Here is a 26,309-nt window from a genome sequence, read left to right as displayed (position 1 = left end):
ACGACACGCGACCCGGACGCGCCAGGACCACCTGCTCGGCCGAGAGGTCGGGGGTCGGGGTGGGGGTTGGGTCAGGGGTGGGGGTGGCCGGCTCTCCAGGTCTTCGCGATCAGCGGGACGCCGGGGCGGTAGGCGAGGTGGGTGCGGCTCGGGGCGTCGAGCAGGACGACGTCGGCCCGGGCGCCGGGGGCGAGGTGCCCGACGTCGTCCCGCCGCAGCGCGAGCGCACCGCCCGCGGTCGCGGACCACACGGCCTCGGCGACGGTCATCCGCATCTCGCGGACCGCGAGCGCGACGCACAGCGGCATCGACGACGTGTAGCTCGACCCGGGGTTGCAGTCGCTCGCGAGCGCGACGACGGCGCCCGCGTCGAGCAGCCGTCGCGCGTCGGGGTAGGGCTGGCGGGTGGAGAACTCGACGCCCGGGAGCAGGGTCGTGACGGTGCCGGGGGCGCCGCTCGAAAGGGCCCCGCCGCCGGTCCACGAGCCCGCGAGCGCCGCGACGTCGTCGTCGGTGAGGTACGTGCAGTGGTCCACCGCGGCGGCGCCGAGCCCGACGGCGAGGCGCACCCCCTGCCCCGGCCCGAGCTGGTTCGCGTGCACGCGCACGCCGAGGCCCGCGGCGGCCCCGGCCTCGAGGACGCGGCGCGACTGCTCGGGCGTGAACGCGCCGGTCTCGCAGAACACGTCGACCCACCGGGAGTGCGGCGCGCACGCGGCGAGCATCTCCCCGCACACGAGGTCGACGTACGCGTCGGCCCGGCCCGCGTACTCCACCGGCACGACGTGCGCGCCGAGGAACGTCACCTCGGACGTCGCCTCGCGCGCGAGCCGCACGGACCGCTCCTCGTCCACGACGGTGAGGCCGTAGCCGCTCTTCACCTCGACCGTGGTCGTGCCCTGCCGGGCCGCCTCGTCGAGGTGCCGGGCGAGCCCGGAGCGGAGGACGTCGTCGGACGTGGCGCGCGTCGCGGCGACGGTCGCCCGGATGCCGCCCGCCTCGTACGGGCGCCCCGCCATGCGCGCCTCGAACTCGGCGGCACGGTCGCCCGCGAACACGAGGTGGGTGTGCGAGTCGACGAACCCCGGGAGCACCGCGCGCCCGCCCGCGTCGACCGTCGCGTCCGGCTCCCGTCCGTCCAATGCAGGCCCGACGGCGTCCCGTGCCTCCCGGGCGGGGCCCGCCCAGGCGACCCGGCCGCCGTCGAGCAGCACGACGGCGTCCGTCACCAGGCCGGTCGGGTCGCCGTCGCGCGTGCCGGGGCCGCCCGGGGCGTTGGTCGTCAGCTCGCCGATGCCGGTGACGAGCGTCGACCCGGGCACCGACGACGTGCCCGCCGCGCGGCGACCCGTCACGGCGTCTCCCGCGCGGGGACGCGAAGCCCGCCGCGCTCGGCGGCGGCGACCGCGTCGTCGTACCCGGCGTCGACGTGGCGCAGCACCCCGAGGCCCGGGTCGTTCGACAGCACGCGCGCGAGCTTGGCCGCGGCGAGCGGCGTGCCGTCCGCGACGGACACCTGGCCCGCGTGGATCGAGCGGCCCATGCCGACGCCGCCGCCCTGGTGGATCGAGACCCACGTCGCGCCCGACGACGCGGCCGTGAGCGCGTTGAGCAGCGGCCAGTCGGCGATCGCGTCGGAGCCGTCGGCCATGGCCTCCGTCTCGCGGTACGGGGACGCGACCGACCCGGCGTCGAGATGGTCGCGGCCGATGACGACCGGCGCGCGCACCGCGCCCGACGCGACGAGGTCGTTGAACGCGAGGCCCGCGCGGTCGCGCTCGCCGTGCCCGAGCCAGCAGATGCGCGCGGGCAGGCCCTGGAACGCGACGCGCTCCTGGGCGGCGCGGATCCAGCGGTGAAGGTGGTCGTCGTCGAACAGGTCGAGCACGGCGGCGTCGGTCGCGGCGATGTCGCGCGGGTCGCCCGAGAGCGCGGCCCACCGGAACGGGCCCTTGCCCTGCGCGAACAGCGGCCGGATGTACGCGGGCACGAACCCGGGAAAGTCGAACGCCCGGTCGTAGCCGCCGCGGCGCGCCTCGTCGCGGATCGAGTTGCCGTAGTCGAAGACCTCGGCGCCCGCGTCGAGGAACCCGACCATGCCCTCGACGTGCCGGGCCATGGACTCGCGCGCGCGGTCGGTGAGCTCGTCGGGCTTCGCGGCGGCGTAGTCGGCCCAGTCCGCGAGGTCGACCCCGACCGGCAGGTACGACAGCGGGTCGTGCGCCGACGTCTGGTCCGTGACGACGTCGACCTCGACCCCGCGCCGCAGCAGCTCCGGCACGACCGTCGCGCTGTTCCCCTCGACCCCCACCGACAGCGCCCGGCGCTCGCGCCGCGCGTCCTCGACGAGCCGGACCGCGGCGTCGAGGTCGTCCGCGACCAGGTCGAGGTACCGCTCCCGGACGCGCCGGTCGAGGCGCGACCGGTCGACGTCGACCACGAGGCACGCCCCGCCGTTGAGCGTCACCGCGAGCGGCTGCGCGCCGCCCATGCCGCCGCACCCGCCGGTGAGGGTCAGCGTCCCGGCGAGCGTCCCGCCGAACCGCTTCGCGGCGACCGCGGCGAGCGTCTCGTACGTGCCCTGGAGGATGCCCTGCGCGCCGATGTAGATCCACGACCCCGCCGTCATCTGCCCGTACATCGTCAGGCCCATCGCCTCGAGCCGCCGGAACTCGGGCCACGTCGCCCAGTCCCCCACGAGGTTCGAGTTCGCGAGCAGCACGCGCGGCGCCCACTCGTGCGTCCGCAGCACCCCGACCGGCTTGCCCGACTGCACGAGGAGCGTCTCGTCGTCCGCGAGCGTCGTGAGGGTGCGGACGATCGCGTGGTAGCTCGGCCAGTCGCGCGCCGCCCGGCCCGTGCCGCCGTAGACGACGAGGTCGTCGGGCCGCTCCGCGACCTCCGGGTCGAGGTTGTTCATGAGCATCCGCAGCGGCGCCTCGGTCTGCCACGACCGCGCGGTGAGGGTCGTGCCGCGCGGGGCGCGGACGGGGACGGGCGTGCCGAGGCGGTGGGTCGGCTCGTGGGCCATGGTCGTCTCGCTCCTTCGGGTCGGGTGGGTCTCAGGCCAGGTGCCCGACGGCGGCGCTCGCCGCCGCGGTCACGGCACCCGTCGCGACGAGGTGGGTCACGGCCTCGATCTCGGGCGCGAGGTAGCGGTCCGGTCCGGGTCCCGCGGCGGCCGTGCGCACGAGGTCGCGCACGGCGCCGGTCCCCCGCGCGGGGTGCAGGGACCCGGCGTCGCAGCGGAGGTCGAGGGCGCGCGACGCGGTGAGCAGCTCGATCGCGAGGACGCGGCCCAGCCCGTCGACGGCGCGGCGGAGCTTGCGCGCCCCGGCCCAGCCCATGGACACGTGGTCCTCCTGCATGGCCGACGACGGGATCGAGTCGACGCTCGACGGCACCGCGAGCCGCTTGAGCTCCGAGACGATCCCCGCCGCCGTGTACTGCGCGATCATCAGCCCGGAGTCGACGCCCGGGTCGTCGGCGAGGAACGGCGGCAGGCCCTCGTTGCGGGCCTTGTCGAGGAACCGGTCCGTGCGGCGCTCGCTCATGCTCGCGACGTCGGCCGCGGCGATCGCGAGGAAGTCGAGCACGTACGCGACCGGGGCCCCGTGGAAGTTGCCGTTCGACTCGACGCGCCCGTCCACGGTGACGACCGGGTTGTCGATCGCCGCCGCGAGCTCCCGGCGCGCGACGGCGGCCGCGTGGTCGAGCGTGTCGCGCGCGGCGCCGTGCACCTGGGGCGCGCACCGCAGCGAGTACGCGTCCTGCACCCGGGTGCACTCGGGCCGGCCGTCGGCGTCGAGCGTGCGGTGGCTCGCCACGACGGGCGAGCCGTCGAGCAGCGCGCGCAGGTTCGCGGCCGACGCCGCCTGGCCGGGGTGCGGCCGCATCGCCACGAGGTCGGCCGCGAACGGCGCGTCCGAGCCGAGCAGCGCCTCGACGCTCGCCGCGGCCGCGACGTCGGCCGTCGTGAGCAGGGACCGCAGGTCGTGCAGCGCGAGCGCGAGCATCCCGAGCATGCCGTCGGTGCCGTTGATGAGCGCGAGGCCTTCCTTCTCGCGCAGCGCGAGCGGCACGATCCCGGCCGCAGCGAGCGCGTCGGCAGCGGGCACGACGGCTCCCGTCGCGTCCCGGACCTCGCCCTCGCCGAGCGCGGCGAGCGCCACGTGCGCGAGCGGCGCGAGGTCGCCCGAGCAGCCCAGCGAACCGAACTCCCGCACCACCGGCGTGATCCCGGCGTCGAGCATCGCGGCGTACGTCTGCGCGACGACGGGGCGCGCCCCGGTCCGCCCGGTCGCCAGGGTCCCGAGCCGCAGGAGCTGGAGCGCCCGCACGACCTCGCGCTCGACCTCCGGCCCCGACCCCGCCGCGTGCGACCGCACGAGGCTGAGCTGGAGCTGCGCGCGCCGCTCGACCGGGATGTGGCGGCGGGCGAGCGCACCGAACCCGGTCGAGACGCCGTAGTGCGGGCGGTCGTCGTCCGCGAGCCCCTCGACGACGGCGCGGCTCGCCGCCATCGCCTCGACCGCCGCGTCGGCGAGCCGGACGCGCGCGCCGTGCCGCGCGACGTCGACCACGTCGTCGATCGTCAGCGGGCCGTCGCCCACGACGACGACGCGCGCGGCGCGGGCCGGGTCGGAGACGGCCGGGGAGTGCGTCGTCGCTGTCATGCACTCAGGACACACCGCGGCCCGACGCGCCGGGAGCCCGCTGGGACCGATTCAGTCTGGGATCCCAGACAGGGTCCCTTGTTCCCTCCCCGACCGCAGAAGCCGGCCCTCTACCGCAGCTACCGACGCCGACGCCGCCGACGCCGACCAGGCCACCCCGGCGAGCCGAGCAGGCGGTCGTGGCGCGTCAGCCGCTCTGGACGCGCCACGATCACCTGTTGGGCACCGGGCGGGGGGGCGGGAGGGTCGGGCGGCGGCGGGGCGGCGGCGGGTCAGGCGTTCACGTAGGTCGCTAGGTGCTCCGCCGTGAGCGTGGAGCGGGCCGCGACGAGGTCGGCCGGGGTGCCCTCGAAGACGACGCGACCGCCGTCGTGCCCGGCGCCGGGGCCGAGGTCGATGATCCAGTCCGCGTGCGCCATGACCGCCTGGTGGTGCTCGATGACGATGACGGACTTGCCCGCGTCGACGATCCGGTCGAGGAGCCCGAGGAGGTTCTGCACGTCGGCGAGGTGGAGGCCGGTCGTCGGCTCGTCGAGCACGATCACGCCGCCCTTGTCGCCGAGGTGGGTCGCGAGCTTGAGGCGCTGGCGCTCGCCGCCGGACAGCGTCGTGAGCGGCTGGCCGAGGCTCACGTACCCGAGGCCGACGTCGTCGAGACGCTCGAGGATCGCCGCGGCGGCCGGCACCTTGCCCTCGCCCGACGAGAAGAACGCGCGCGCCTTGGCGACCGGCAGGTCGAGCACGTCGGCGATGTTCAGCCCGCCGAACGTGTAGTCGAGCACCGCGGCCTGGAACCGGCGTCCGCCGCAGTCCTCGCACGGGGTCGAGACGGTCTCCATGAAGCCGAGCTCGGTGTAGATGACGCCCGCGCCCTTGCACTCGGGGCACGCGCCCTCGGAGTTCGCGCTGAACAGGGCGGGCTTGACGCCGTTGGCCTTGGCGAACGCCTTGCGGATCGGCTCCAGCAGGCCCGTGTACGTCGCGGGGTTGCTGCGGCGCGAGCCTCGGACCGCGCTCTGGTCGATCGTCACGACGCCCTCGCGCCGCGACACCGACCCCTCGACGAGCGAGCTCTTGCCCGACCCGGCCACCCCGGTCAGGACGACGAGCACCCCGAGCGGGACGTCGACGTCCACGTCCTGGAGGTTGTGCGCGTCCGCGCCGCGAATCTCCAGCGCGCCCGACGGCGAGCGCACCTCCTCCTTGAGCGTCGCGCGGTCGTCGAGGTGGCGGCCGGTGACGGTGTCGCTCGCGCGCAGTCCGTCGACCGTGCCCTCGAACGTCACCCGGCCGCCGGCCGTGCCCGCACCCGGGCCGAGGTCGACGACGTGGTCCGCGACGACGATCGTCTCCGGCTTGTGCTCGACGACGAGGACGGTGTTGCCCTTGTCGCGCAGCTGGAGCAGGAGGCCGTTCATGCGGTCGATGTCGTGCGGGTGCAGGCCGATGGTCGGCTCGTCGAACACGTACGTGACGTCGGTGAGCGACGACCCGAGGTGCCGCAGCATCTTGATGCGCTGCGACTCGCCACCCGACAGCGTGCCCGACGGCCGGTCGAGGCTGAGGTAGCCCAGCCCGAGCTCGACGAACGACGCGAGGTTCTCACCGAGGGCGTTGACGACGGGCGCCATGTGCGGGTCGTCGAGGTCGCGGATCCACGCGGCGAGGTCGGTGATCTGCATCGCGCACAGGTCGGCGATGTTGACCCCGCGGATCTTCGACGAGCGCGCCGACTCGGACAGGCGCGTGCCGCCGCAGTCGGGGCACGGCGCGAACGTCGCCGCGCGCTCGACGAACGCGCGGACGTGCGGCTGGAGCGAGTCGACGTCCTTGGAGAACATCGACTTCTGGATCTTGGGGATGAGCCCCTCGTAGGTGACGTTGATCCCCATCGCCTTGATCTTGGTGGGCTCCTTGTAGAGGAAGTCCTCGAGCTGCTGCTCCGTGAACTCCCGGATCGGCCGATCGGCCGGGAAGAACCCCGACTCGGCGAACCCGCGCACCATCCACCCGTCGGCGGTGTACCCCGGGACCTTGATCGCGCCGTCGAGCAGGGACTTCGAGTCGTCGAAGATCTCGGTGAGGTCGAGGTCCGAGACCGCGCCGCGCCCCTCGCACCGCGGGCACATGCCGCCGTGGTAGATCGCGTTGCGGACGATCGTCTTCTCGCCCGTCGCGGACGTCATGATGCCGCTCGCCTTGCGCGCCGGGATGTTGAACGAGAACGCCGTGGGCGGCCCCACCTGCGGCTCGCCGAAGCGGCTGAACAGCACCCGCAGGATCGCGTTCGCGTCGGTCACCGTGCCCACCGTGGACCGCGGGTTGGCGCCCAGGCGCTCCTGGTCCACGACGATCGCCGTCGTGAGCCCCTCGAGGACGTCGACGTCGGGGCGGTCCAGCGTGGGCATGAAGCCCTGGAGGAACGCCGGGTACGTCTCGTTGATGAGGCGCTGCGACTCGGCCGCGACGGTGTCGAACACGAGCGAGCTCTTGCCCGACCCGGAGACGCCCGTGAACACCGTGAGGCGCCGCTTGGGGATCTCGACGCTCACGTCCTGGAGGTTGTTCGCCCGCGCCCCCTGGACCCGGATGACGTCGTGCGCGTCGGGGTCCTGGCGCTCCGAGGTCGACGTTCCCGTCGTCGTGGCCGTGCTCATGCGTGTCTCCTCGTCGTCGAGCCTCGTCGCGCGGTCGGGCGACCGGTCGACGGCGCCGACCGCCCGCTCCCGGCAGCCCGGGGAGAGTCTGCCGGAGAGCCGGACGGTCGGCGCGTGGATGGGTGCGGTGCGTGGGCGTCCCGGGGGTGAGGACCGGCCGCGCGGTCGGGACTCATCGCGTCGTGCACGACGGCGGCGCGACACCGGGTGGTCAGGGCGGACTCGCGGCGTGCTGGGGTCAGGAGCGCTGCTGGATGCGGATCTCGTTGCCCGCCGGGTCGCGGAACGCGCAGTCGCGCACGCCGTAGGGCTGGTCGATCGGCTCCTGCACGACCTCCGCCCCCGCGGCCTCGATCCGGGCGAACGTCTCGTCGACGTCGGGCGTCGCGAGGTTGACGCCGAAGTACGCGCCCTTGGCCACGATCTCCAGGAGGGCGCGCTTGTCGTCGTCGTTGAGGCCCGGCGTCGCGGCCGGCGGGTGCAGCACGATCGCGGTGTCCGGCTGGTCGGCCGGGCCCACGGTGATCCACCGCATCCCTTCGTAGCCGACGTCGTTGCGGACCTCGAAGCCGAGCACGTCGCGGTAGAACGCGAGCGACGCGTCGGGGTCGGTCTGGGGCAGGAAGCTGGAGTTGATGGTGAGGTTCATGAGAACGACGCTAGGACCGCCGTCCGGCCTGCGCTTCTCGATTCCTGACCGGTCGCGTGACGCGCCGGGCGACGCACGCCGGCATCCCGTCCAGCCGCTCCGCGCCGGGGACGGCGCCCGGGTCGGTGCCTGCCGTGGCCTCCGGCGGAGTGCCGGGCGAAGTGCCCGGCGCAGCGCCGCGCGCGGTGCCCGCCGCCGCGGCCGCCCGCGACTCCGCGGCAGCCGGGGAGCCGGCGTCGGACTCGGCCGCACGCCGTCGGTACACGCTCGGCGGCACGCCGACGAGCTCGGTGAAGCGCGTGCTGAACGTCCCCAGGGACGAGCACCCCACCGCGAAGCACACGTCCGTGACGCTCAGGTCGCCGCGGCGCAGCAGCGCCTTGGCGCGCTCGATGCGCCGCGTCATGAGGTACGCGTACACCGACTCCCCGTAGGCGGCCTTGAACTCGCGGCTCAGGTGCCCGGCAGACACGTGCACGCCGGACGCGAGCGCCGCGACGTCGAGCGGCTGCGCGTACTCCCGGTCGATCCGGTCGCGCACGCGCCGCAGGCGCGCGAGGTCGCGCAGGCGCTGGTCGTCGGGCGTCGTCGTCACGCCTCGATCGTGCCACGGGCCTACCGTGGCCTCCATGCCGAGCGACGTCCCCGCCGCGCGCCAGGCCGTGCGCGTGCTCACGTTCCTCGCCGCGCAGGCGGGCCCGTCGCCCGCGGCCGCCGTCGCGCAGGGCCTCGGGCTGCCCCGCTCGACCGTCTACCACCTGCTGTCCGTCCTCGTCGACGAGGGCTTCGTGACGCACCTGCCCGAGGAGCACCGGTACGGGCTCGGGACGGCCTCGCTCGCCCTCGGGTCGGCCTACGCGCGGCAGGCGCCGCTCGCGCGGCTCGCCCGGCCCGTCGTCGCGCGCCTCGTCGAGTCCACGGGCGAGAGCGCGCACCTCGCCGTGCTGAACGGGCGCGAGGTCCTCTACCTCGTCGAGCAGCGCGCGCCGCGCCGCCCCACGCTCGTGACCGACGTCGACGTCCGCCTCCCCGCCCACCTCACCGCGAGCGGGCGCGCCGTCCTCGCCGGGCTCCCCGCGGCCCAGGTCCGCGCCCTCTTCCCCGGCGCCGCGGCGTTCGCCGACCGCACCGGCGTCGGGCCGCAGTCCCTCGGCGCCCTGCGCGAGGTGCTGCGCGGCGTCCGACGGCGCGGCTGGGCCGAGGAGGACGGCGAGGTCACCCCCGGCCTCGCGTCCGTCGCGCACGCGGCCGTCGACCACACCGGCCTCCCCGTCGCCGGGATCGCCCTCACCTTCTGGTCCGACGACGCCCCGCCGGCCCGCCGCGCGGAGCTGGCCGCCGCCGTCGGGCACGCCGCCGCCGAGGTGAGTCGCCGCCTGGGCGCCCGGGCCGCCCCGACCCGCCCGACCTCCCCGAGGTAGAGCCCCGGTCCGCCGAGGTAGAGCCGTGGTCGGTGGGAGGGGCGTTGCGAGGGACCCGCGCGCGGGCTAGATTTTTCGGTGTGCCGAACTTTCTCACGCGGATGTCCGTATCCCGTGCTGCCGCAGCCGCCGTCGCGGTCCTCGCCGCAGCGACGCTGAGCGGCTGCTCGAGCGCCACGGACGCGGGGGCGACCCCGCCCGACGACGGCCGGCCCGTCGTGCTCACGACCTTCACCGTGCTCGCCGACATGGCAGAGAACGTGGCGGGCGACCACCTGCGCGTCGAGTCGATCACCAAGGTCGGGGCGGAGATCCACGGCTACGAGCCGACGCCCGGCGACGTCCGCAAAGCGGCGGACGCCGACCTCATCCTCGACAACGGCATGGGGCTCGAGGCGTGGTTCGGGCGGTTCGTCGACGGGCTGGACGTGCCGCACGTCGTCGTGAGCGAGGGCGTCGAGCCCATCGCACTCGGCGACGACACCGCCGAGGAGTACCAGGGCAAGGAGAACCCGCACGCCTGGATGTCGCCGGTCAACGCGCAGGTCTACGTGCAGAACATGGCCGACGCGTTCGCGGAGCTGGACCCGGCCCACGCCGACGACTACGCGGCGAACGCCGCGGCCTACTCCGCCGAGCTCGCCGCCGTGCACGACGAGCTCACGACGGCGCTCGACGCGCTGCCCGAGGGCCACCGCGCGCTCGTCACGTGCGAGGGCGCGTTCCCGTACCTCGCGCGCGACGCCGGGCTCGCGGAGAAGTACCTGTGGGCGGTCAACGCCGAGCAGCAGGCGACGCCGCAGTCGGTCGTCGGCGCCATCGAGTTCGTCGAGCAGCACGACGTCCCGGCCGTGTTCTGCGAGTCCACCGTCTCCGACGACGCGATGCAGCAGGTCGCGCGCGAGTCCGGCGCGGCGTTCGGCGGGACGCTCTACGTCGACTCCCTCTCCGCGCCCGACGGCCCCGTGCCGACCTATCTCGACCTCCTGCGCCACGACACCGAGACCATCGTCGCGGGCCTCACCGGCACCACCGCGGGCGGTGACGCGTGAGCGCGGGCGGGCGCGCGCCGTCGGGCACGCCCGCGATCGACGTGCGCGACCTCACCGTCCACTACGGCGACGTCCTCGCGCTCGACGGCGCGACGCTCACGCTCGGGGCGTCGAGCGGGCGCGGGACGGTGTGCGGGCTCGTCGGCATGAACGGCTCGGGCAAGTCGACGCTGTTCAAGGCGGTCATGGGCATGGTCCGGCCGGACCGCGGCACCGTCCTGGTCGACGGCGCACCCCCCGCGCGCGCCCGGCGCGCCCAGGCCGTGGGGTACGTGCCGCAGAGCGAGGACGTCGACTGGGCGTTCCCGCTGAGCGTGCGCGACGTCGTCATGACGGGCCGCTACGGCTACCAGGGCTTCACGCGGCGCACGCGGCCCGCGGACCGTGACGCCGTCGCGCACGCGCTGGAGCGCGTCGAGCTCACCGACCTGGCCGACCGGCAGATCGGCGCGCTCTCGGGCGGGCAGCGCAAGCGCGCGTTCGTCGCCCGGGGGCTCGCGCAGGGCGCGACGATCCTCCTGCTCGACGAGCCGTTCGCCGGCGTGGACAAGCGCACGGAGGCGACGATCACCGCGCTGCTGCGCGAGCTCGCGGCCGGCGGGGCGACCGTCCTCGTCTCGACGCACGACCTGCACGCGCTGCCCGAGCTCGCCGACGAGGCGGTGCTGCTCCATCGCCGCGTCCTGCTGCGCTCGACGCCCGCGGAGGTCCTGCGGCCCGAGAACCTCGCGCTCGCGTTCGGCGTGGAGGTGGCCCCGTGACCGACCTCCTCGCCACCCTCCTGGAGCCCCTGTCGTTCGAGTTCCTGCGCACCGCGCTCGCCGTCACGGTGACTGCCGGGATCGTGTGCGGCGTGCTGTCGTGCTGGCTCGTGCTCGTGGGCTGGTCCCTCATGGGCGACGCCGTCTCGCACGCCGTGCTGCCGGGCGTCGTGCTCGCGTACGTGGTGGGGGCGCCGTTCGCGCTCGGCGCGCTCGTCTTCGGGCTGCTCGCGGTGCTCCTCATCGGCGCGGTGCGCGACACGTCCCGTGTGAAGGAGGACGCCGCGATCGGGGTCGTGTTCACGACGCTGTTCGCGCTCGGGCTCGTCCTCATCTCCGTGACGCCGAGCCAGACGGACCTCAACCACATCCTGTTCGGCAACCTGCTCGGGGTGTCGCGCGCGGACCTGCTCCAGGTGCTGGCGCTGGGTGCGGTGACGCTCGCGGTCGTCGTGCTCAAGCGGCGCGACCTCACGCTCTACGCGTTCGACCCGACGCACGCGCACGCGATCGGGCTCTCGCCCCGACGGCTCGGCGCGCTGCTGCTCGGCCTGCTCGCGCTCACGGTCGTGGTCGCGCTCCAGGCCGTCGGCGTGGTCCTCGTGGTCGCGCTGCTCATCACGCCCGGCGCGACGGCGTACCTCCTCACCGACCGCTTCTCGCGGATGCTGTGGATCTCGCCGCTCGTCGCGGCGGTGTGCGGGGTCGTGGGCATCTACGTCAGCTACTACCTCGACACGGCGTCGGGCGGGACGGTCGTCGTCGCGCTGGGCGTGGCGTTCGCGCTCGCGTACCTGTTCAGCCCGCGGCACGGGCTCGTCGGGACGCGGGTCGCGGCGGCCCGACGCCGTCGGCTCGCGCGCGTCTGAGCGGCCGGGCCCGGCGGCCCGGACCCGGTCCGGGCCGCCGGACCACGTCTCCTGCGTGCGCTGTGTGCGAAATCTCCATGAATTCGCCCTCGATTCCCTGGTGCTTCTCAGGTTCGCCCGGGAGACTTGTGGCCATGTCAGCGAGGACGAGCGAGCCCACGACGCCGCAGCGCACGCGCACGTCTGCCCGGTTCGCCGCGGCGAGCCTGCTCGCGCTGTCCATGATGCTGCCGATGTGCTCGACGGCGAGCGCCGCCGAGGTCCAGCAGCTCATCGCCGACGCGCAGGTCCAGACGGAGACCATCGGGAACGACCTCGACCGCGTGCACGCCCAGCTCCCCGCCCTGCACCCCGTGCTCCGCAACGACGTGCTCGACGCCGTGGAGTCGGTCCAGGCGGCGACGGACGAGGCCCGCTCCGCGCTCGAGCGCGCGACCGACGACGACGAGGCGGCCGACGGTCGCGCGGCCGTCGCGCTCGCCGACGCCCAGGTCGCGCTCGACGCGGCGTCCGCCCAGCTCCGCCACGTGACGGACCTCGCGCACGACGCGGGCGAGGGCGTGGCCGTCGCGCTGGAGCGCCTGCAGGCGCACATCGACACGCTCCGCGGCGAGACGAGCCGCGCGGGGGCCTGAGCCCGACCACCCGGCCGCCGCGGCACCGGAGCGCCGTCGCCGCGCGGTCCTCGACCACCCTTCCTACGATGGCGAGATGCCTCGTGTCACCGGGATCGTCAAGCCGCACGAGGCGCTCCCCGGCGTCGCCCGCCTCGACCGCGCCGTGAACCGCTGGACGAACCGCCGCGCGCTGGGGCCCGCCGCCGACACCGCGCTCTCCCGCCTCTCGACGTGGGCCGACCACAGCGTGCTGTGGGCCGGGGCCGCCGTCGGGATCGCCGCCACCGGGCGGCGCGGGCGCGACGCCGCCCTGCGCGGCTACGGCTCGCTGCTCGTGTCGAGCGTCCTCGCGAACGTCGTCGGCAAGACCGTGTTCGGGGGCGTGCGTCCGTCGCTCGACGGCCTCCCGCTGTGGCGCCGTGTGGCGGACCCGCCGACCTCGCCGTCGTTCCCGTCGGGCCACTCGGCGTCGGCCGCCGCGTTCGTCACGGGCGTCGCGATCGAGTGGCCGACGGTCGGGCTGGCGCTCACGCCGCTCGCCGGGGCCGTCCTGTACTCGCGCCTGCACACGGGCTCGCACTGGTTCTCGGACGTCGCCGCGGGCGCGGCGCTGGGCGTCGGGGTCGCGCTCGCGGGTCGTGTGCTCATCCCCGGCCGTGCCGAGCAGCGCCCCGACGTCCCGGCGGGTCCGCCCGCGGACGTCCCCGCGCTCGACGACGGCGCGGGCCTCTTCGTCGTCGTCAACCCGGCGGCGGGTTCGGGCCGGATCCTCAAGGAGGACCCGCTCGCGGCGGTCCGCGACGGGCTCCCGCGCGCCGACGTCCACGTGCTCGCCGAGGGCGACGACCTCCGTCGCCTGTACGACGACGCCGCCGCGCAGGGCGCCCGCGCGTTCGGCATCAGCGGCGGGGACGGCACGGTGTCGACCGCGGCCGCGGCGGCGCGCGCGCACGACCTCCCGCTCGCCGTGCTCCCCGGCGGCACCCTCAACCACTTCGCGCGCGCGGCCGACCTCACGTCGATGCGCGCGACGATCGAGGCGGTCCGCACCGGCTCGGGCGTGACGATCGACGTCGCGGACCTCGAGGTCGACGGGGTCGAGGGGCCGCCCCGCACGGTGCTCAACACGTTCTCGGCCGGCGTGTACCCGGAGCTCGTCACCGAGCGCGAGAAGCACGAGCACCGGCTGGGCAAGTGGCCGGCCGCCGTCCTCGCGGCGGCACGCGTGCTGCGGCGCGCGCACCGCGTGCGCATGACCGTCGACGGGCACGAGGGCGAGTACTGGTCGCTGTTCGCCGGGGTGAACCGCTACTACCCGCAGAGCCTCGCGCCGGTCGAGCGGCACCGCCTCGACGACGGCGTGCTCGACGTCCGCACGGCCCGGGCCGAGCGGCGCGCGAGCCGGCTGCGCACGTTCCTCGAGGTCGCCGCGGGCGACGCGGGGACGCGCGTCGCGCGGCGCGTGCCCGGGGTGCGCGGGCACCTCGTGGTCGACGCGACGTCCGTCCCGGCCCTCGAGCTCCGCTTCCCCGCGCGCGGCGCGGTCGTCGGGCCCGACGGCGAGGCCGTCACGACGGACCGCTCCCCCGACGCCGAGCACGGGCGCCCCGGGTCGCCGCCCGTGGTGCTCGCGCACGACGGCGAGACGCTCTCCCTCGACGACGTCACGCCCGGCGGGCCGGTCACGGTGCGTCTCACTATGCGGCGCGGGGCGCTGCGCCTGTACGCCCCGAGCGACCCGACGGCGGGTTGATCCGTCCGCCCTGTCCGGTATGTCCTGTGTTCACGGCAGCCGGGGAGAACTCCCCCTGTTCAGGCACATGCGCCATGCCCCACAATGAGCCCCGCAGTCGCGCGGACGGCACCCCGTCCGCGCCCCGTCCGGACTCGACCACGTCGGCCCCACCAGAAAGCAGAAGAACCATGGCCCAGCAGTACCCCGCCGCTCCGCAGGCCCCCGCCGGCTACTCGGCCCCGATCGAGGACCCGGGCAAGACCCTCGGCATCGTCGGCTTCGTCCTCGCGTTCGTCTTCGCGATCGCGGGCATCGTCGTCAGCGCGATCGCGCGCAAGAAGAGCAAGGAGGCGGGCTTCGACAACCAGCTCGCCAAGTGGGGCCTCATCCTCAGCATCGTCTTCACCGTGCTCGGCGCCATCGGCTTCATCATCTACATCGTCGCCATCGCGGCGCTCGTCGCGAGCGGCGACGTCGCGACGTACTGACGTCCCCGCCGGTCCGCCGGCGGCACCGACGGCCGTCGTCCCACCCGGGGCGGCGGCCGTCGTCGTCCCCGCCGGGGCCGCTCGCGCACGGGTCGCGGAAGATCCGCGGGCCGGGCACGGTTGAGACGGCGCACGACCGCGCCGCCGGTGAGAGCACCGGTCCCCCGACGGTCGCCCGACCGCAGGAGCAGACGATGACCGACGAGACGACCTCCTCGATCCCCGCCGAGCGCGGGACAGCAGCACCGGACCCCACGACGGTCGAGCTCGGGCTCGACACCTTCGGCGACGTGACCGCCGGGGCGGACGGCGTGCTCCTCAGCGGCGCGCGCACCATCCGCGACGTCGTCGAGGAGGCGGAGCTCGCGGACCAGGTCGGCGTCGACTTCTTCGGCGTCGGGGAGCACCACCGCGCGGACTTCGCCATCAGCGCGCCCGAGGTGGTGCTCGCCGGGATCGCGACGCGGACGTCGCGCATCCGCCTCGGCTCCGCGGTGACCGTGCTCAGCTCCGACGACCCGGTGCGCGTCTTCGAGCGGTTCTCGACGCTCGACGCGCTGTCCGGCGGGCGCGCGGAGGTCATCCTGGGGCGCGGGTCGTTCATCGAGTCGTTCCCGCTGTTCGGCTACGACCTCGCCGACTACGAGGTGCTGTTCGAGGAGAAGCTCGACCTGTTCGTCCACCTGCTCGACGAGGGCCCGGTCACGTGGTCGGGCACGACGCGCGCCGGGCTCGCCGACCAGGAGGTCTGGCCCAAGACCGAGAGCGGGCGCCTGCGCACGTGGGTCGGTGTCGGCGGCTCGCCCGAGTCGGTCGTGCGGACCGCGCGGCACGGGCTGGGGCTCATGCTCGCGATCATCGGCGGCGAGCCCGAGCGGTTCCGCCCCTACGTGGACCTCTACCACCGCGCGGTCGAGGAGCTCGGCACGCCCGTGCTGCCGATCGGCGTGCACTCGCCCGGCCATGTCGCCGAGACCGACGAGCAGGCCCAGGAGGAGGTCTACGAGCACTTCGCGGCGATGAACAACCGCATCGGGCGCGAGCGCGGCTGGCCCGCCTACCACCGCGGTCGGTTCGCCCACGACGTGCGCGACGGCTCGCTCTACGTCGGCTCGCCCGAGACCGTGGCCCGCAAGATCGCCCGCACCGTCCGCCTCCTCGGCGCGGGCCGGTTCGACCTCAAGTACTCGACCGGCACGCTCCCCCACTCGACGATGCTGCGCAGCATCGAGCTCTACGGCACCCAGGTGATCCCGCGCGTCCGCGAGCTCCTCGCGGAGAGCTGACCCCCACCCGGCCCGGCCAGCCGGTCAGCCGCGGCCGGCGGCGCGCAGCGCGGCGGCCTCGAGGTCCGGCGGGAGCCCGACGGCGGGGCGGTCCGCGCGCTGCGGCGTCGCCTCTCCCGCGGCGTCGAGGGCGCGGAGCCACGCCCACGTGTCGCGCACCGTCTCGCGCACGTCGCGCGGGTGCAGGCCGAGCGCCGCCGCGCGCGACGTGTCGGAACCGTGCAGCGCGTCGTGCAGCTCGCCCGGAGGCAGCCAGACCGGGAGCTGGGTCCACGGCTCGATCCCGGCCTCGAGGACGACCTCCGGGTCGACCCACACGAGCTCGGCGGGCGGGTTGCCTGCCGCCGCCGCGTCGGCGGCGGTCGCGTCGACGCACGCCGCGAGCAGCTCGCCCATGGTCGTGTGGCCGGGCGCGCTGACGACGTCGACCGGCCCGGACGCGCCTGCGAGCGCCGCGTCGAGCGCGAACGCGGCGAGGTCGCGCGCGTCGACGTACTGCAGCGGCAGGTCGGCGGGCCCGGGGGCGAGCACCGGGCCGCCGCGCGCGACGCGCCGCAGCCACCACGGCAGGCGGCCCACGTTCTCGCGCGCCCCGAGGATCAGGCCCGCGCGCAGCAGGATCGCCCGGTCGCCGAGCGCGTCGGTCACGGCGATCTCGGCGCCGCGCTTGGCGCGCGCGTAGTCGTCGGACGTCGTGTCGTCCGGGTCGCCGTCGACCAGCTCCGACGTCTCGTCGGCTCCGCGCGGCCGCGGGAACGGGTACACCGAGCGCGACGACACGTAGACGTACCGGTCGTCGCCCGGCACCCGACCGGCGAGGAGCCGGGCGGCGTCGCGCGCCGCCCCGGGCGCCCAGGACCACGTGTCGACGACGACGTCCCACTTCTGCGGGACGTCGTCCGCGCGCAGCGCGTCCAGGCCGTCGGGCCGGGTGCGGTCGCCCACGAGCTGCCGGACGCCGTCGGGCACGGGCGTGGTGCCCCGGTTGAGGACGGTGACGTCCCAGCCGCGGGCGAGGGCGTCGTCGACGACGGCGCGCCCCACGAAGTCGGAGCCGCCGAGCACGAGGAGTCGGGTCATGGGCCCACTGTGGCGCGCCGTCGGTCCGCTTGCAGCCCGTTACGCCGCCCGCAGACGGCCGCGGGAGGGGACCTCACGACCTCGCGAGCCTTCCGCAGAGCACACTGGCCAGGTATCCTGGCCAGGACACCCCACCCGAGGAGCGGCGATGCAGGTCAACGTGCTCGAGGCCAAGAACAACCTCTCTCAGCTCGTCAGCCGTGCCGCGGCCGGCGAGGACGTGGTCATCGCGCGGCGTGGCGTCCCGCTCGTGCGACTCGTGCCGGTCCGGGCCGACCTCGCGCACGGGACCGGGGCGGCGATCGTCGAGTGGCTCGACGACCACCCGCCGTCGCGACGGACCGCCCGCTCGGCGAGCCAGATCGACGCCGACATCGAGGCCGCGCGCGAGGGCTGGGAGTGATCTACCTCGACACGTGCCTCGTCATCTACCTGGTGGAGGACGCCGAGCGTGGTCCGCACGTGCGTGAGCTGCTGGCCCGGCACGGGCACGAGGAGTTCGCGATCAGCCCGCTCGTCCGGCTCGAGTGCCTCGTGGGACCGCTGGGGTCCCGGGACCCGGAGCTCGAGGACCGGTACCGGGGCGCGCTCGACCTGTTCGTCGAGCTTCCTCTCGATGCCACGGCCTTCGAGCGGGCTGCACGCCTACGCGCCTCCTCGTCGCTCCGGACGCCCGACGCGCTGCACCTCGCTGCCGCGCAGGTCCACGGGTGCACAGCCTTGTGGACGAACGACTCGCGGCTCGCCGTCGCCGGGCGAGGGCTCGCCGTCGACGTCCTGCACGGCGACTGACCCAGGGGCGAGCGGTCAGTCCGGGTCGGTCGGGTCCAGGGGTGCCTCGGGGTCGAGGTTGACGACGCCGCGGCGCCAGTAGCCGTGGACGGCGAGCTGGTCGGGCCGCGCCCCGGAGCCGCGCAGCGCGCGGCGGACCGCGACGAGGTCGGTCGCCTCGCCCGCGGCGAACACGTACTCGTCGGCGTCGAGCGGGCCCAGCGCGCGGACGGCCTCGGCGAGCTGCCCCGGCCCGTCGGTGCGGTAGAGGAGCTCGGTCGTCGCGCGCCCGAGCTCGTCCTCGACGAACGCCTCGTCGACGTCGTCGCCGATCTCCACGATCGCGGTCACCGGCACGTCGGCCCCGATCGCCTCCACCCAGCGCGCGAGCGCCGGGAGGCCCGACTCGTCCCCCACGAGCAGGAGCCGCCCGACGCCGTCCGGCACGGCGCGGCTCGTCGTCGGGCCGGCGAGCACGACCTCGTCGCCCACCGCCGCCCCTGCGGCCCACGCCGACGCCGGGCCACCCTCGCCGGTGGGCGGCGCACCCGGGCCGGTGCCGCCGTGGAGCACCCAGTCGACGTCGACCTCGGGAACCCCGTCGACGGTCCGCGTCGCCCGGACGGTCAGCTCGCGCGAGATCGACACGGCGCCCGTCGGGCGCTGGAGGGCACCGTCGTCGGTGAGCGTCGGGGCGTGCAGGACGCCGGTGGCCGGGTCCGGGAGGAACACCTTGACGTGGTCGTCGGGGCCGGGCACGCGCAGCGTCGCGAGCGAGGCCTCGCTCGGCCGTCCGTCGTCGGGCGCGGCCGGGGCGGCGTCGCGGAACGTGAGGCGGCGCAGCGCGCCGGACGTCTCCCGGACGGCGTGCACGCGGACGCGGCGCGGGACGAGGTCGAGGCGGGTCACGGGTCGGGAGAACACGGCCCCATTCTGCGCCGAGCACGACGCCGCCGTCGTCATCGGCCGGATGACGACGGCGACGTCGTGGTCGAGCGCGCGGTACCCCGTTCTCGACGGTCGCGGGCGTCAGGCGAAGAAGACCCGGAGGTCGGCGACGACGTCGAGCGGGACCTCGAGCGCCGCGTAGTGACCGCCGCGCGGGTGCTCGGTCCAGTGCTCGATCCGGGCGTTGTCGCGCTCGGCGAACGCGCGGATCGTCTGGAAGTCGTCGGCGAAGACGGCCACGCCGATCCGGCCCCGGCTCACCTCCGGCTCGGCGCCCGAGCGCTGCTCCGCGTAGTGGTAGCGCGCGGCGGTCGCGTAGGAGTTGGTCAGCCAGTAGAGCGTCGCCTGCGCGAGCACCTGGCCGGCGGTCACGAGGCTCGTCCCGTTGCCGAAGCTCTCGAACAGCTCGTGGTACGCGAGGACGGCGACGGGCGAGTCGGCGAGGCCCGCGGCCATCGTCTGCGGCCGCGACGCGTTCATCGTGTTGTACGCGCCCACGGACTGGAACCACTGGAGGTGCCCGAGCGCGGCGAGCTCCTTCTCGCCGAAGCCGTCCATCTCGCCGGGAGCACCGGACGGGAAGGAGAAGAGCTGGAGCACGTGGGCGCCGAGGAAGCCCTCCGGGTCGAGCACCGCGAGCTCGCGCCCGACCATCGCGCCGCCGTCGCTGCCGTGGATCCCGTACGACGCGTACCCGAGGTCGCGCATGAGGACGTCGTACGCGCGGGCGACGCGCGCCATCGTCCAGTCCGTGTCACCGACGACCGGGGTGGAGAAGCCGAAGCCCGGCATGGAGGGGATGACGAGGTGGAACGCGTCCTCGGGCCGGCCGCCGTGGGCGACCGGGTCGACGAGCGGGTCGATCATGTCGAGGAAGTCGAGGAACGAGCCCGGGTAGGTGTGCGCGAGCAGCAGCGGCGTCGCGTCGTCGTGCCGGGAGCGCACGTGGAGGTAGTGGATCGGCTGGCCGTCGATCTCGGTGCGGAAGCCCGGGTACGCGTTCACCCGGTCCTCAACGGCCCTCCAGTCGAACGCGGTCCAGCGCCCGACCATGTCGCGCAGGTAGGACTCGGGCGTCCCGTAGTCCCAGGAGTCGCCGGGAGCCGCGGGCGCGAACCGGGTCCGCTCGAGCCGGGACCGGAGGTCGTCGAGGTCGGCCTGCGGGACGGCGACGGAGAACGGGCGGTGCTCGAGGGACGGGGAGAGGTGGGACGCGGTCATGGTGGTCTCCTCGGTCGGGCGGGGCCTCGTGCCCTGCTCTGCTCCCGACTCTAGGAAGGGTTCAGGAACGCTTCCTTCCGTTATTCTGGCTGTGCTCTGAGGAGTTCTCCCGCGTCGTCCGTCGACCTCAGGAGGGGCCCATGGCCTCCACCTCGGCCCGCATGCTCGCGCTGCTCGGCCTGCTCCAGTCGCGCCCCGACTGGTCGGGCGCCGAGCTCGCCGAGCGCCTCGACGTCAGCGACCGCACGGTCCGCAACGACGTCGCCCGCCTGCGCGAGCTCGGCTACCCCGTCGACGCGGTGCGCGGCCCGGGCGGCCGGTACCGGCTCGGCGCCGGGGCCCGGCTGCCCCCGCTCCTGCTCGACGACGCCGAGGCCGTCGCGGTCGCCGTCGGGCTGCGGGCCGCGACCGGCACGGCGGGCTTCGAGGAGTCCGGGGCGTCCGCGCTCGCGAAGCTGGAGCAGGTCATGCCGGACCGCCTGCGCCGTCGGCTCGCCGCGCTCCGGTCCGCGAGCACCGCCGGCCCCGCGAACACGGACTCGAACGTCGAGGACCCGGTCGTCGACCCGGACACCCTGACCGCCCTGGCCGACGCCGTGCGCGACCACCAGAGCCTGCGCTGCTTCTACCGCGACGAGCCGCTCGAGCTGGAGCCGTACCGCCTCGTCGCGTGGCAGCGCCGCTGGTTCCTCGTCGCGCGCGACCCGGCGACCGGCGGGTGGGACCCCTACCGGGTCGACTGGCTCGTGCTGCGCGTGCCGGGCGGGCGGCGGTTCGCGCCGGTGGACTTTCCCGGAGACCTGACCGAGCTCGTCGTCCGGGAGGTCGCGCGCGCGGGCTGGGCCGTGCACGCCCGGATCGTCGTGGACGCGCCCGCCGACGAGGTCCTGCGGCGCATCAACCCGACGGTCGGCACGGTCGAGCCGCTCGCCGACGACCGCTGCGTCCTCGTCACCGGCGGCGACAGCGTCGAGGTCGTCGCGGTGTGGGTCGGGATGCTCGGCCTGGACTTCCACGTGACGGAGCCGCCGGCCCTGGTCGACCACGTGCGCACCCTGGCCACCCGCTACGCCCGCGCAACCCCGCCGTGACCCACCCCCCGCCCCCGCCGCCCCCCACGCCCCCCCCCGGGCGCCGTCGAACACGGGGCTGGCGACCTCTTCTCGACGAAAACGGTCGCTGATCCCGTGCTCGGCGCCGGTCGAGGGCGACGGTCAGGACCGGGAGCAATGAAGTTGCGGCGAGTTGAGAGAATGGACCGTCGTGAGTACCGAGCCCGCAGCGAACCAGCCTGACGCGCGCCCTCCCCAGCGGGAGGGTGCCGCCGAGGGCACCCCGCGCGAGGGTCGCCGACGCCGCGGGAACCGCCGCGGTCGTGGCCGGGGCGAGCGGGCGGCGTCGGGCCCGCGGCAGGTGAGCCGCGCGCAGCTCGACCGGGCCGCGCAGGCGCGCGAAAACGTGACGGTCCCGCCCATCACCTACCCCGAGCAGCTCCCGGTCAGCGCCCGACGCGCGGACATCGCCGCCGCGATCCGTGACCACCAGGTCGTCATCGTCGCGGGCGAGACGGGCTCCGGGAAGACGACGCAGCTCCCCAAGATCGCGCTCGAGCTGGGCCGTGGCCGCACGGGTCAGGTCGGGCACACGCAGCCTCGCCGCATCGCCGCGCGCACGGTCGCCGAGCGGATCGCGGAGGAGCTCGGCACGGAGCTGGGCGGCGTCGTCGGGTACCAGGTGCGGTTCACCGACACCTCCAGCGAGGACACGCTCGTCAAGGTCATGACGGACGGCATCCTGCTCGCGCAGATCCAGCGCGACCCGGAGCTGCTCGCGTACGACACGATCATCGTCGACGAGGCGCACGAGCGGTCCCTCAACATCGACTTCCTGCTCGGCTACCTCGCGCGGCTCCTGCCGCGCCGGCCCGACCTCAAGCTGATCATCACGTCGGCGACGATCGACTCCGCGCGCTTCGCGCAGCACTTCTCCCCCGCGCACCTCGCCCAGCTCGGCGGCGCGCCGGAGTACGTGGTCGACGCGCTGCCCGACGCCGCGCCCGTCGTCGAGGTGTCCGGCCGCACCTACCCGGTCGAGATCCGGTACCGGCCGCTGTCCCCCGACGTCGACCCCGGCTCCGGGAAGGCGAAGGGTCGTTCCGGCGCCGAGGAGAAGGACCTCGTGACCGGCATCGTCGACGCGTGCGACGAGCTCATGCGCGAGGGACCGGGCGACATCCTCGTGTTCCTCTCCGGCGAGCGCGAGATCCACGACGCCGCCGACGCGCTCACCGGGCACCTCAAGGACCGCGTCACCGACCCGAAGCACCCGCAGCGCGTCGAGATCCTGCCGCTGTACGCGCGGCTGTCGTCGGCCGAGCAGCACCGCGTGTTCCAGGCGCACTCCTCGCGGCGCATCGTGCTCGCGACGAACGTCGCCGAGACGTCGCTCACGGTGCCGGGCATCCACTACGTCGTCGACCCCGGCACGGCCCGCATCTCGCGCTACTCCAAGGCGACGAAGGTCCAGCGCCTGCCCATCGAGCCCGTCTCGCAGGCGAGCGCGAACCAGCGCTCCGGCCGCTCCGGCCGCGTCGCCGACGGCATCGCGGTGCGCCTCTACTCCGAGGACGACTTCCTCTCCCGGCCCGAGTTCACCGAGCCGGAGATCCTGCGCACCTCCCTCGCGTCGGTGCTGCTCCAGATGATCTCCGTCGGCGTCGTCGAGACCCCCGACGAGGTCGCGCGCTTCCCGTTCGTCGAGCCCCCGGACACCCGCGCCGTGCGCGACGGCGTCCAGCTCCTCACCGAGCTCGGCGCCCTCGCCACGTCCGACGGCGTCACGCGCCTCACCGAGGTCGGGCGCGTCCTCGCGCAGCTCCCCATGGACCCCCGCCTCGCCCGCATGATCTGGGAGGGCTCGAGGCTCGGCGTCGCGCGCGAGGTCGCGATCATCGCCGCCGTCATGTCGATCCAGGACCCGCGCGAGCGCCCCGCCGAGGTCCGCGCGCAGGCCGACCAGGCGCACGCGCGCTTCACCGACCCGCACTCCGACTTCCTCACCTACCTCAACGTCTGGGAGTACGTCCGCGAGCAGCAGCACGAGCTCTCGTCGTCGGCCTTCCGCCGCCTGTGCAAGGCCGAGTACCTCAACTTCCTGCGCATCCGCGAGTGGCAGGACGTCGTCGCCCAGCTCCGCGAGATGTCCAAGCCCCTCGGCATCGACATGTCCTACACGCCGCGCGCACGCGGCGCGGCCGGTGACGCCCCGCGGCGAGGTCCAGGACGAGCGGCGGCTGCGCCCGAGGATGCGAAGGGCGTGGCGGGCCTGGCGGGAGCGACGCGAGGAACGAGCGGCGCGGATGGTAGCCCGAGCACCTCGGGGGCAGCCGCCGCGGACCCTACCACCGCTCCCGACGCAACCCCCGACACCCAGGCCTACAATCGCGCCTGGGACGGCGACACGATCCACAAGGCGCTGCTGTCCGGTCTGCTGTCGCAGATCGGGATGCAGGACACGGGCGAGGTGAAGGCGTCGTCGGTCGCGCACCTCAAGGGCGAGGCCCGCGCCAAGGCGCTGCGGCGCGCGCAGAAGCAGGCCCGCAACGAGTACACCGGCGCGCGCGGCGCGCGGTTCGCGATCTTCCCCGGCTCGCCGCTCAGCAAGAAGCCGCCGGCGTGGATCATGGCGGGCGAGCTCGTCGAGACGTCGCGGCTGTGGGCGCGCGACGTCGCCCGCGTCCAGCCCGAGTGGGCCGAGGACCTCGCCGGCGACCTCGCGCGGCGCACGTACTCCGAGCCGCACTGGTCGACCAAGCGCGGCGCCGCGATCGCGACCGAGAAGGTGCTGCTGTACGGCGTGCCGATCGTCGCGGACCGCAAGGTCCTGTACGCGAAGGTCGACCCCGAGGCCGCGCGCGAGATGTTCGTGCGGCACGCGCTCGTACAGGGCGAGTGGACGACGCACCACCGGTTCTTCCACGACAACCGCAAGCTCCTCGCCGAGGCGGAGGAGCTGGAGGCGCGCTCGCGCCAGCGCGGGCTCGTCGTCGACGACGACGTGCTGTTCGACTTCTACGACGAGCGCGTGCCCGACGACGTCGTCTCCGCCGCGCACTTCGACCGCTGGTGGAAGACGGCGCAGCGCCGCGACCCCGACCTGCTCACCTTCACGCTCGAACAGCTCGTGCCCGACGCCGAGCAGGTCGACACGTCGCAGTTCCCGGAGACCTGGCCCCAGGGCGAGCTCACGCTCCCGCTCACCTACCAGTTCCAGCCCGGGACCGAGGCCGACGGCGTGACCGTGCACGTCCCGATCTCCGTGCTCAACCGCGTCGTCCCCGACGGGTTCGACTGGATGGTGCCCGGACTCCTCGACGAGCTCGCCACCGCGACGATCCGCTCGCTGCCCAAGCCGGTCCGCGTCCAGCTCGTGCCGGCGCCGGACGTCGCGCGCGACGTCGTCGCCTGGCTCCGCGAGCACACGCCCGCCTGGGAGGACATGGCCCGCGCGGGCGACATGGCCGAGCCGTTCCACGTCGCGTTCACGCGCGCCGTGCGGGCGCTGCGCGACGTCGTCATCCCCGACGACGCGTGGGGCCCCGAGCAGGAAGCACGCCTGCCCGCGCACCTGCGCATGACGTTCCGGGTCGAGGACACCCGAGGCCGCGGCGGTTCCGTCGTGCTCGACGAGTCGAAGGACCTCCTCGCTCTCCAGCGCCGTCTCGCCGCCCAGAACCAGGCCGCGGTCCGCGCGGCGGTCAAGGGAGCGGTGGGTGCTGCTCTTCGTGAGGCCGCTTCGGGATCGGTTCCCGGGTCGGGTGCGTCGGTCTCGGGGTCGGGTGCGTCGGTCTCGGGGTCGGGTCCGCCGGCGGAGGGGGCGTCGGTGCTCGGGCTACCATCCGCGCCGCTCGTTCCTCACGGCGCTCCCGCCAGGCCCGCCACGCCCTTCGCATCCGACGCCCCCTCCCCCGCCTCCGCGTCCGGCTCACCCGGCGCCGAGGGCCGGACCGCGGCGCCCGACGGCGAGGGGTCGGCCTCGGCCACCGGCTCGCCGGAGCGACATGGAGAGCGCGCTGCGGGCCCGACCACGAGCGTGCTCGTCACCGAGCAGAGCGGGCTCACCACGTGGCCCGAAGGCCTGCCGAACGGCGAGTTGCCCGCGACGGTGTCGACCGACCTCGGGGGCGGGGTCGTGGTGCGCGGGTACCCGGCGGTCGTCGAGGAGCAGGACGCGAAGGGGAAGCCGGTCGTCGCGCTGCGCGTGCTGGCCGACGCGACCGCTCAGGCGCGCGAGCACGCGCGGGGCGTGCGGCGGCTGCTGCTGGCCGAGACGGCGCTCCAGACGGGGCGCATCACGAGCCGGTGGAACGGGACGCAGTCCCTCACGTTGGCCGCCGGCCCGTACCGGAACACGGACGCGCTCGTCGCGGACCTGCAGCTCGCCGCGGTGATCGCGCTGACGAGCGGAGGCAGCGGGCCCTACGGCGCGCAGCCGGACGCCGCGACGATCCGCGACGCCGAGGCCTACGCGGCCGCGCGCACGTTCGTCCGGGCGCACCTGGAGGAGCACGTGCACCAGGTGGTCGGGCACGTGGTCGCCGCCCTCACCGCGTCGCGGAACCTCGACGCGGAGATCCGCGCGTCGAACAGCCTCGCGCTGCTCAACACGCTCACGGACCTGCGCGACCAGGCGGCGGGCCTGATCCACGACGGCTTCGTCTCGCAGACCCCGCCGCGGCGCCTGCCGCACCTCACGCGCTACCTGCGGGCGGCGTCGTACCGGCTGGAGAAGGCGCAGTCGAACCCCCACCGCGACGCCGAGCTCGCGTGGCGCGTGCACGACGTCGAGGACGCGTACCAGCGTGCCCGCGCCGCCTCCGCGCAGGGGCCCGCAGACCCGGTCCGCGCGGCCGACCTGGCCGAGGTGCGGTGGCTCATCGAGGAGCTGCGCGTGTCGCTGTTCGCGCAGCAGCTCGGCACCGACGGCCCGGTGAGCGAGAAGCGCATCCGCAAGCTCCTCGCGCCCGACGGCTGGTGACACGGGGCGGCGCACGGCGTGGGCGCCGCCCCCCGCCCCGCG

20 protein-coding genes and 1 pseudogene are annotated in these 26,309 nt (G+C 75.0%); 12 read left to right on the top strand and 9 right to left on the bottom strand.

What is annotated here, in order from left to right; all coding sequences use genetic code 11:
• Window positions 1–71: 71 nt before the first annotated feature.
• The 6 genes and pseudogenes from hutI to AC3WT4_RS00675 all read right to left on the bottom strand — a co-directional run.
• Window positions 72–1,355: an imidazolonepropionase gene (hutI, locus tag AC3WT4_RS00700; protein WP_492314420.1), complete on the bottom strand. Its 1,284-nt coding sequence runs from the start codon at window positions 1,353–1,355 to the stop codon at window positions 72–74.
• Window positions 1,352–3,031, bottom strand: coding sequence for a urocanate hydratase (gene hutU, locus AC3WT4_RS00695; RefSeq protein WP_492314419.1), 1,680 nt, complete (start codon window positions 3,029–3,031; stop codon window positions 1,352–1,354). Before hutU ends, hutI begins: the two co-directional genes overlap by 4 nt.
• Before the next feature lie 31 nt (window positions 3,032–3,062).
• Window positions 3,063–4,676, bottom strand: coding sequence for a histidine ammonia-lyase (gene hutH, locus AC3WT4_RS00690; RefSeq protein ID WP_492314418.1), 1,614 nt, complete (start codon window positions 4,674–4,676; stop codon window positions 3,063–3,065).
• Between the two features lie 272 nt (window positions 4,677–4,948).
• Window positions 4,949–7,333: an ATP-binding cassette domain-containing protein gene (locus AC3WT4_RS00685; RefSeq protein ID WP_492314417.1), complete on the bottom strand. Its 2,385-nt coding sequence runs from the start codon at window positions 7,331–7,333 to the stop codon at window positions 4,949–4,951.
• Between the two features lie 238 nt (window positions 7,334–7,571).
• Entirely contained in the window at window positions 7,572–7,982 is a 411-nt protein-coding gene (locus tag AC3WT4_RS00680) for a VOC family protein (protein ID WP_031316030.1), read from the bottom strand.
• 238 nt (window positions 7,983–8,220) lie between these two features.
• A pseudogene (locus AC3WT4_RS00675) lies at window positions 8,221–8,613 on the bottom strand (helix-turn-helix transcriptional regulator); the annotation flags it as partial.
• On the opposite strand from AC3WT4_RS00675, the gene AC3WT4_RS00670 reads away from it, so the two are divergent.
• From AC3WT4_RS00670 to AC3WT4_RS00635, 8 genes are all read left to right on the top strand, one after another.
• Window positions 8,612–9,403: an IclR family transcriptional regulator gene (locus AC3WT4_RS00670; protein WP_074803684.1), complete on the top strand. Its 792-nt coding sequence runs from the start codon at window positions 8,612–8,614 to the stop codon at window positions 9,401–9,403. The pseudogene AC3WT4_RS00675 and the gene AC3WT4_RS00670 sit on opposite strands and share 2 nt — an antisense overlap.
• Before the next feature lie 101 nt (window positions 9,404–9,504).
• The gene (locus AC3WT4_RS00665; protein WP_492314416.1) at window positions 9,505–10,455 is read left to right on the top strand and encodes a metal ABC transporter substrate-binding protein; all 951 of its coding nucleotides are present in this window, start codon (window positions 9,505–9,507) and stop codon (window positions 10,453–10,455) included.
• On the top strand, window positions 10,452–11,216 hold the full coding sequence (locus AC3WT4_RS00660; protein ID WP_492314415.1) for a metal ABC transporter ATP-binding protein: 765 nt from the start codon (window positions 10,452–10,454) through the stop codon (window positions 11,214–11,216). The genes AC3WT4_RS00665 and AC3WT4_RS00660 overlap by 4 nt, the downstream gene beginning before the upstream one ends.
• Complete coding sequence (locus AC3WT4_RS00655) at window positions 11,213–12,085, top strand: metal ABC transporter permease (RefSeq protein ID WP_061267940.1); 873 nt, start codon at window positions 11,213–11,215, stop codon at window positions 12,083–12,085. Before AC3WT4_RS00660 ends, AC3WT4_RS00655 begins: the two co-directional genes overlap by 4 nt.
• Before the next feature lie 134 nt (window positions 12,086–12,219).
• The gene (locus tag AC3WT4_RS00650) at window positions 12,220–12,720 is read left to right on the top strand and encodes a hypothetical protein (protein WP_074803690.1); all 501 of its coding nucleotides are present in this window, start codon (window positions 12,220–12,222) and stop codon (window positions 12,718–12,720) included.
• Between the two features lie 76 nt (window positions 12,721–12,796).
• Window positions 12,797–14,455: a bifunctional phosphatase PAP2/diacylglycerol kinase family protein gene (locus AC3WT4_RS00645; RefSeq protein ID WP_492314414.1), complete on the top strand. Its 1,659-nt coding sequence runs from the start codon at window positions 12,797–12,799 to the stop codon at window positions 14,453–14,455.
• 170 nt (window positions 14,456–14,625) lie between these two features.
• Window positions 14,626–14,925, top strand: a complete 300-nt coding sequence (locus AC3WT4_RS00640; RefSeq protein ID WP_085387084.1) for a hypothetical protein — start codon at window positions 14,626–14,628, stop codon at window positions 14,923–14,925.
• Between the two features lie 194 nt (window positions 14,926–15,119).
• Window positions 15,120–16,211 carry an LLM class flavin-dependent oxidoreductase gene (locus AC3WT4_RS00635; RefSeq protein WP_492314413.1) on the top strand — a complete coding sequence of 364 codons (1,092 nt, stop codon included), beginning with the start codon at window positions 15,120–15,122 and terminating at the stop codon, window positions 16,209–16,211.
• Between the two features lie 24 nt (window positions 16,212–16,235).
• On the opposite strand, the gene AC3WT4_RS00630 is transcribed toward AC3WT4_RS00635, so the two are convergent.
• A complete protein-coding gene (locus tag AC3WT4_RS00630; RefSeq protein WP_492314412.1) occupies window positions 16,236–17,291 on the bottom strand; it encodes an NAD-dependent epimerase/dehydratase family protein in 1,056 nt (351 codons plus the stop codon).
• Between the two features lie 148 nt (window positions 17,292–17,439).
• On the opposite strand from AC3WT4_RS00630, the gene AC3WT4_RS00625 reads away from it, so the two are divergent.
• On the top strand, window positions 17,440–17,694 hold the full coding sequence (locus AC3WT4_RS00625; RefSeq protein WP_034651325.1) for a type II toxin-antitoxin system Phd/YefM family antitoxin: 255 nt from the start codon (window positions 17,440–17,442) through the stop codon (window positions 17,692–17,694).
• The gene (locus AC3WT4_RS00620) at window positions 17,691–18,083 is read left to right on the top strand and encodes a type II toxin-antitoxin system VapC family toxin (RefSeq protein ID WP_492314411.1); all 393 of its coding nucleotides are present in this window, start codon (window positions 17,691–17,693) and stop codon (window positions 18,081–18,083) included. Before AC3WT4_RS00625 ends, AC3WT4_RS00620 begins: the two co-directional genes overlap by 4 nt.
• Before the next feature lie 15 nt (window positions 18,084–18,098).
• Here the strand turns inward: AC3WT4_RS00620 and AC3WT4_RS00615 are convergent, their stop codons facing one another.
• Complete coding sequence (locus tag AC3WT4_RS00615; RefSeq protein WP_492314410.1) at window positions 18,099–18,986, bottom strand: siderophore-interacting protein; 888 nt, start codon at window positions 18,984–18,986, stop codon at window positions 18,099–18,101.
• 105 nt (window positions 18,987–19,091) lie between these two features.
• Complete coding sequence (locus AC3WT4_RS00610; RefSeq protein ID WP_492314409.1) at window positions 19,092–20,231, bottom strand: epoxide hydrolase family protein; 1,140 nt, start codon at window positions 20,229–20,231, stop codon at window positions 19,092–19,094.
• A 140-nt stretch (window positions 20,232–20,371) separates the two neighbouring features.
• On the opposite strand from AC3WT4_RS00610, the gene AC3WT4_RS00605 reads away from it, so the two are divergent.
• Both AC3WT4_RS00605 and hrpA read left to right on the top strand, forming a co-directional pair.
• Entirely contained in the window at window positions 20,372–21,322 is a 951-nt protein-coding gene (locus tag AC3WT4_RS00605) for a helix-turn-helix transcriptional regulator (protein ID WP_492314408.1), read from the top strand.
• A 172-nt stretch (window positions 21,323–21,494) separates the two neighbouring features.
• Complete coding sequence (hrpA, locus tag AC3WT4_RS00600) at window positions 21,495–26,267, top strand: ATP-dependent RNA helicase HrpA (RefSeq protein WP_492314407.1); 4,773 nt, start codon at window positions 21,495–21,497, stop codon at window positions 26,265–26,267.
• Window positions 26,268–26,309: the final 42 nt, after the last annotated feature.

Source organism: Cellulosimicrobium sp. EB106-03-01-XG111, assembly GCF_058792115.1.
This window is presented reverse-complemented; position numbering and strand designations above follow the sequence as displayed.

What these genes read in the sequence shown, in the direction of transcription:
- hutU (WP_492314419.1), bottom strand. Translation starts at nt 3,031, where the DNA reads ATGGCCCACGAGCCGACCCACCGCCTCGGCACGCCCGTCCCCGTCCGC.
- hutH (WP_492314418.1), bottom strand. Translation starts at nt 4,676, where the DNA reads ATGACAGCGACGACGCACTCCCCGGCCGTCTCCGACCCGGCCCGCGCC.
- AC3WT4_RS00685 (WP_492314417.1), bottom strand. Translation starts at nt 7,333, where the DNA reads ATGAGCACGGCCACGACGACGGGAACGTCGACCTCGGAGCGCCAGGAC.
- AC3WT4_RS00680 (WP_031316030.1), bottom strand. Translation starts at nt 7,982, where the DNA reads ATGAACCTCACCATCAACTCCAGCTTCCTGCCCCAGACCGACCCCGAC.
- AC3WT4_RS00670 (WP_074803684.1), top strand. Translation starts at nt 8,612, where the DNA reads ATGCCGAGCGACGTCCCCGCCGCGCGCCAGGCCGTGCGCGTGCTCACG.
- AC3WT4_RS00665 (WP_492314416.1), top strand. Translation starts at nt 9,505, where the DNA reads ATGTCCGTATCCCGTGCTGCCGCAGCCGCCGTCGCGGTCCTCGCCGCA.
- AC3WT4_RS00650 (WP_074803690.1), top strand. Translation starts at nt 12,220, where the DNA reads ATGTCAGCGAGGACGAGCGAGCCCACGACGCCGCAGCGCACGCGCACG.
- AC3WT4_RS00645 (WP_492314414.1), top strand. Translation starts at nt 12,797, where the DNA reads ATGCCTCGTGTCACCGGGATCGTCAAGCCGCACGAGGCGCTCCCCGGC.
- AC3WT4_RS00640 (WP_085387084.1), top strand. Translation starts at nt 14,626, where the DNA reads ATGGCCCAGCAGTACCCCGCCGCTCCGCAGGCCCCCGCCGGCTACTCG.
- AC3WT4_RS00635 (WP_492314413.1), top strand. Translation starts at nt 15,120, where the DNA reads ATGACCGACGAGACGACCTCCTCGATCCCCGCCGAGCGCGGGACAGCA.
- AC3WT4_RS00630 (WP_492314412.1), bottom strand. Translation starts at nt 17,291, where the DNA reads ATGACCCGACTCCTCGTGCTCGGCGGCTCCGACTTCGTGGGGCGCGCC.
- AC3WT4_RS00625 (WP_034651325.1), top strand. Translation starts at nt 17,440, where the DNA reads ATGCAGGTCAACGTGCTCGAGGCCAAGAACAACCTCTCTCAGCTCGTC.
- AC3WT4_RS00610 (WP_492314409.1), bottom strand. Translation starts at nt 20,231, where the DNA reads ATGACCGCGTCCCACCTCTCCCCGTCCCTCGAGCACCGCCCGTTCTCC.
- AC3WT4_RS00605 (WP_492314408.1), top strand. Translation starts at nt 20,372, where the DNA reads ATGGCCTCCACCTCGGCCCGCATGCTCGCGCTGCTCGGCCTGCTCCAG.